Source organism: Streptomyces fuscigenes (assembly GCF_021556455.1).
Classification (GTDB): domain Bacteria; phylum Actinomycetota; class Actinomycetes; order Streptomycetales; family Streptomycetaceae; genus Streptomyces; species Streptomyces fuscigenes.
Window position 1 is genome coordinate 1 of sequence record NZ_JAKGCV010000404.1, and the last position, 5,042, is coordinate 5,042.

Consider the following 5,042-nt stretch of genomic DNA (forward strand, 5'->3'; position numbering starts at 1 on the left):
GTCCTGCTGGTCTTTCGTGTCCTGCTGTCTTGCGTCTCCGACTCTATCAGACTCTTTCGTGTCCGATTCCCCGTCGGTCGGGGTCCTGCTTTTGTCTTTCCGGCCCTTTCGCTCGGCCGTTCCGACGAGTGAGACTTTAGCGGATTCAGGGGCTCCGACGCTAATCGGGGCTTCCGGTCCTTTCGAACGCGGATTCCTTCTCCACGCTCCGTCGAAAGCACGCACGGAACAGTCCGGCGGAAAGCCGGCTGCTCGTGAGGGTTCCTGCGGAGTGGCTGCCCGGGGACCGACCTGGATCGGCGCTCACGTCGAACAGCTCGGAGTACGTTACGGATCGGTGTTTGTGCTGTCAACTCCGGGGTAACCCGCGTAGTCTTGCGCCCATGACCTCGCGTGCACGTACCCCTCGCGCCCATCAGTGGCGGGCCGCCTGACGGCGGCCGGTACGCGCATGCACCCCACGGCCGCCGCCCCCGGCGGCCGTTGCTGTTTCTCCGCCCCAGCTCCTCCCGGAGCCGGGGCCCGGCCGCCGGACACGCGGGGCCTCCACGGAGAGCGGAGACAGCACGATGACCACCATCTTCAGCGGCATCAAGCCGACGGGACACCTGACGCTCGGCAACTACCTCGGGGCGGTCTCCCGGTGGGTGAGCACGGACCAGCACCGGGCGGACGCCCTCTTCTCGGTCGTGGACCTGCACGCCCTCACGGTGGAGCACGATCCCGCGCGGGTGCGCAGACTCAGCCGGGGTACCGCGACCCTGCTCCTCGCGGCCGGACTCGACCCCGACGTCTGCACCCTGTTCGTGCAGAGCCACGTCGACGAGCACGCCCGCCTGTCCTACCTGCTGGAGTGCGTGGCGACCGACGGCGAGCTGCGCCGCATGATCCAGTACCGCGAGAAGAGCGCCCGGGCCCGGGAGACCGGCGAGGGCGTGCGGTTCTCGCTGCTGTCGTACCCGGCCCTGATGGCGGCCGACATCCTCGCCTACCGGACGGACGAGGTGCCGGTCGGAGAGGACCAGCGCCAGCACGTGGAACTGACGCGCGACCTGGCGGTGCGCTTCAACCAGCGCTACGGGCAGACGTTCACGGTCCCCCGCGCCGTCGCGCCCCGGGTGGCCGCGCGGGTCATGGACCTCCAGGACTCCACGGCGAAGATGGGCAAGTCCCACGCCGACGGGGCCGGGATCATCTATCTGCTCGACGAGCTCGACACCGTGCGCAAGAAGATCATGAGGGCGGTGACGGACAGCGGGCGCGACGTGGTCCACGACCGGGCCGCGCGGCCCGGCGTCGCCAACCTGCTGGACATCCTGTCCGCGTGCGGCGGCGGTGACGACCCGGTCGCGCTGGCCGCCTCGTACGACTCGTACGGCGCGCTCAAGCGGGACACCGCGGACGCCGTGATCGAGGTGCTGCGGCCGCTCCAGAAGCGGCACGCGGCGCTGGCCGCGGACCCGGCCGAGGTGGACCGGGTGCTGCGGGCCGGCGCGGAGCGCGCGCGGTCCCTGGCACGTCCGGTCGTCGACGCCGCGTACGCGGCGATCGGGCTGCTCCCGGCGGCCTGACGGCTCGTGCGCCGTCCGTCCGCCGTCCATCGGCGGCGGAGGGACGGCGCCCGCGACCGGGCGGGCGCCGGGGCCCCGCGGGTCAGCCGTTGCCGCCCGCCAGTTCCCTGCTCCGGTTCCTCGCGGCCTCGATGGCGGCGATCAGCGCCGCCCGCACGCCGTGGTCCTCCAGCTCGCGGATCGCGTTGATCGTGGTGCCCGCCGGGGAGGTGACCGCCTCGCGGAGCTTCACCGGATGCTCGCCGCTGTCGCGCAGCATGACCGCGGCGCCGATCGCGGACTGCACGATCAGGTCGTGGGCCTGCGCCCGCGGCATGCCGAGCAGGATGCCCGCGTCCGTCATGGCCTCGACCAGGAAGTAGAAGTACGCCGGACCCGAACCGGACAGGGCCGTCGCCGCGTCCTGCTGGGACTCCGGCACCCGCAGCGTCTTGCCGACGCCGCCGAAGATCTCCTCCGCGTGCGCGAGGTGCCCGGGCTCCGCGTGGTGGCCTGCCGAGATCACCGACATGCCCTCGTCGACGACGACGGGGGTGTTCGGCATGACGCGCACGACCGCCACGCCGGAGGCGAGCCGTTCCTCGATGTACGCCGTGGTGATGCCCGCCGCCGCGCTGATCACCAGGCGGTCGGTGGCGGTGTGCGGGCCCAGCTCCTCCAGCAGCTTGCCCATGTCCTGCGGCTTCACCGCGAGGATGAGGGTGTCGGCGCGCTTCGCCGCCTCCTCGTTGGTGACGTGCTCGACGCCGTAGCGGTCGCGCAGTTCCAGGGCGCGCTCCGGGCGGCGCGCGGTGACGAGCAGCCGCTCCGGGCGCCAGCCCGCACGGATCATGCCGCTCAGCAGCGCTTCGCCGATCTTGCCCGCACCGAGGACCGCGACGGTCCTGTTCGAGCGCGCCTGGTTCGTACCGGTCACTTCGGTCACCTCGCCGTGCGGATGGTGCATGGGGTTTCGTACAGACTTCGTCGGGGCCATCCTGGCATCCATGACCTCGGACCCCACGCGCCCCGCGACCCCCGTGGCCCCCGCGACCGAGCGGCTGCTCGGCCGGTTCACCGCCGCGCTGCCCCCGTACGTGACCGACCTGTGGGCCCACGGTTCGCTCGCGATGGGCGACTACCAGGAAGGGCGCAGCGATCTCGACCTCGTCGCCGTGCTCGCGCCCGGCACCGCCCCGGACGCGCGGCGGCGGGAGGAACTGGTGTCCGTGCACCGCGTGGTGGCCCGCGACGCACTCGCCCGGAACCTGCACTGCACGTACCTCCCGGCGGCGTCGCTCGGTGACGCGTCGCTCGACCACCTGACCTGGGCGCACGGCGAGGCGTTCGAACGACCCGTCACCCCGGTGACGCGGCGCGAACTCCTGGACGCGGGAAGGGTGCTGCGCGGCCGGCCGCCGAAGGCGGTGCTGCCGCTGCTGCGCGAGGGCGAACTCGCCGCGTTCGTGCGGGCCGACCTGCGGACGTACTGGTACGAGCGGGCCGCCGAGCCCGAGCTGTGGTCGGAGGACATCTGGGTCACCCTGGGCGTGCTCACGATGGCCCGCGCCACGGTGCTGCTGCGTGAGGACAGGCTGATCACGAAGGGCGAGGCGCTGGCCGAACTCGCCCGCATGGGTGCCCCGTCGGACGTGGTCGAGGACGTGCGCGCGCTGCGCTACGACCCGGACCCGGCGCCCGCCCGTGAGCCGTGGCGCACGCGCAGGGGCGAGCTGGCGCGGGCGTTCGTCCGCGCCGCGGTCGAGCGGACCCCGGGGCTCGGCGAGGCGGATCCCGTGCGGTCCTGACTCAGGCGCCGCCGCGCGCGGCGGTCAGGCGGTAGCCGTCGTCCTCGGGCTGCCGCTGCGCCGGGACGTGTCCCAGCTTGTCGGGGTTGAGGACCCCGTAGATGGAGCGGATGCGGCCTTCCCCCACGGTGAACGCGTAGACGGCGACGGGCCCTGCCGTCACGTCGTACAGCAGCGCCCCGGGCGCGCCGTTGACGTCACGGGCGACCAGGCGCATGCGGTCGGGGTCGAAGTTGCGCAGGATGCGGGTCATGAAGGTGGCGACCTTCTCGCCGCCGATCACCGGCAGCCGTGCGGCGCGGACCTTGCCGCCGCCGTCGGAGCGGAGCACCGCGTCCGGGTCGAGCACCTCGAGCAGGCCGTCGAAGTCGCCCGCCATGACGGCCTTCAGGAACGCGTCCACCGCCCGGCGGCTCTCCTGCCGGTCCACCGATCTGCGCGGCACCTCGGCGCGGACGCGGCGCCGGCCGCGCGAGGCCAGTTGCCGCACGGAGTCGGAGCTGCGGCCCACGACCTCGGCGATCTCCGCGAACGGCACGGAGAACACGTCGTGCAGGACGAACGCCGTCCGCTCGGCGGGAGTCAGGCGTTCGAGGACGAAGAGCATGGCCGTGCCCAGCGATTCGTCGAGGGTGACGCGGTCCTCGGGGCCCGGCTCGGAGACGAGCGGCTCGGGCAGCCAGGTGCCGGTGTACGACTCCCGGCGGGCACGCGCCGACGTCAGCTGGTCGTAGCAGAGCCGGCTGACCACGGTCGTGAGGTACGCGTGCGGCGATCTGGCCTCGTCGTCGCCGAGGCGCTGCCAGCGCAGCCACGCGTCCTGCAGCACGTCGTCGGCGTCGGCCACCGAGCCCGTGATGCGGTACGCGATGCCCCAGAGATGGTCCCGTTCCCGTTCGAATGCCGCTAGCTCCGCCATGGTCCGGCTCCCGGATGGTGTGACGCCGTCGCGCTCGCGTGTTCCACGCCACCCAGCCTTCCGTTCTTCGGCGCGTACGTCCAAGACCTCGGACGTCTCGTGACCAGTCGTGGGTCTTATCACCCCAGGTCGGAGTGGTTCCGCGACAGATTTACTTGCACACGCGGAATATTTCATCCGTGGACTACTCTGGAGTGAGGTACGAAGGGCACAAGCAGGATCCGCGGGAAGCAGCCGCGCTACAGGCAGACGGAGGTCCCAGATGACCGCGACCGACCCGGCACTCACCGCCCTCGCCCAGGGCTGGTCCGCGCTGTCGGTGCTCCACGGCAAGATCGAGTCGCACATCGAGCGGCTCCTGCAGGCCGGGCACGGGCTGAGCGTGCGGGAGTACTCCCTGCTCAACACCCTCAGCCGGCAGCACGACGGCGACGGCGGGCACCTCCAGATGAAGCAGGTCGCGGACGCGGTGGTGCTGAGCCAGAGTGCGACGACGCGCCTGGTCAGCCGGCTGGAGGACCGGGGCCTGCTGTCCCGCTACCTCTGCCCCACCGACCGGCGGGGCATCTACACCGACGTGACGGCCGAGGGCCTGGCCCTGCTGGAGCGCGCCCGGCCGACCAACGACGCCGCCCTGCGCGACGCGCTGGCCGAGGCCGCCCGCAACCCGGAGCTCGCCCCGCTGGTGCGGGCCATCGAGGAGGCCGGCATCCCGCTGGCGTCGGCGCCCGCGGTCCTGCCCGCCGGGGCGTGAGGGCGCGGGCC

Annotated in this window: 5 protein-coding genes; 3 read left to right on the top strand and 2 right to left on the bottom strand. The window is 72.5% G+C overall.

Annotated elements, in window-relative coordinates:
- Positions 1-569 precede the first annotated feature (569 nt).
- Positions 570-1,571 carry a tryptophan--tRNA ligase gene (gene trpS, locus L1885_RS23410; protein WP_235799150.1) on the top strand — a complete coding sequence of 334 codons (1,002 nt, stop codon included), beginning with the start codon at positions 570-572 and terminating at the stop codon, positions 1,569-1,571.
- An 82-nt stretch (positions 1,572-1,653) separates the two neighbouring features.
- Here trpS and proC read toward each other — a convergent pair whose 3' ends face one another.
- Entirely contained in the window at positions 1,654-2,517 is an 864-nt protein-coding gene (gene proC, locus L1885_RS23415) for a pyrroline-5-carboxylate reductase (protein ID WP_268984416.1), read from the bottom strand.
- Between the two features lie 40 nt (positions 2,518-2,557).
- On the opposite strand from proC, the gene L1885_RS23420 reads away from it, so the two are divergent.
- Positions 2,558-3,358: a nucleotidyltransferase domain-containing protein gene (locus tag L1885_RS23420; RefSeq protein WP_235799151.1), complete on the top strand. Its 801-nt coding sequence runs from the start codon at positions 2,558-2,560 to the stop codon at positions 3,356-3,358.
- A gap of 1 nt (position 3,359) precedes the next feature.
- Here L1885_RS23420 and sigJ read toward each other — a convergent pair whose 3' ends face one another.
- Positions 3,360-4,277: an RNA polymerase sigma factor SigJ gene (sigJ, locus tag L1885_RS23425; RefSeq protein WP_235799152.1), complete on the bottom strand. Its 918-nt coding sequence runs from the start codon at positions 4,275-4,277 to the stop codon at positions 3,360-3,362.
- A 262-nt stretch (positions 4,278-4,539) separates the two neighbouring features.
- Here sigJ and L1885_RS23430 point away from each other — a divergent pair, with 262 nt between their 5' ends.
- Entirely contained in the window at positions 4,540-5,031 is a 492-nt protein-coding gene (locus tag L1885_RS23430) for a MarR family winged helix-turn-helix transcriptional regulator (protein ID WP_235799153.1), read from the top strand.
- Positions 5,032-5,042 lie beyond the last annotated feature (11 nt).

Excerpts from the sequence above, each read along its gene's own strand:
- trpS (WP_235799150.1), top strand. The coding sequence starts at position 570 with ATGACCACCATCTTCAGCGGCATCAAGCCGACGGGACACCTGACGCTC.
- proC (WP_268984416.1), bottom strand. The coding sequence starts at position 2,517 with ATGCACCATCCGCACGGCGAGGTGACCGAAGTGACCGGTACGAACCAG.
- L1885_RS23420 (WP_235799151.1), top strand. The coding sequence starts at position 2,558 with ATGACCTCGGACCCCACGCGCCCCGCGACCCCCGTGGCCCCCGCGACC.
- sigJ (WP_235799152.1), bottom strand. The coding sequence starts at position 4,277 with ATGGCGGAGCTAGCGGCATTCGAACGGGAACGGGACCATCTCTGGGGC.
- L1885_RS23430 (WP_235799153.1), top strand. The coding sequence starts at position 4,540 with ATGACCGCGACCGACCCGGCACTCACCGCCCTCGCCCAGGGCTGGTCC.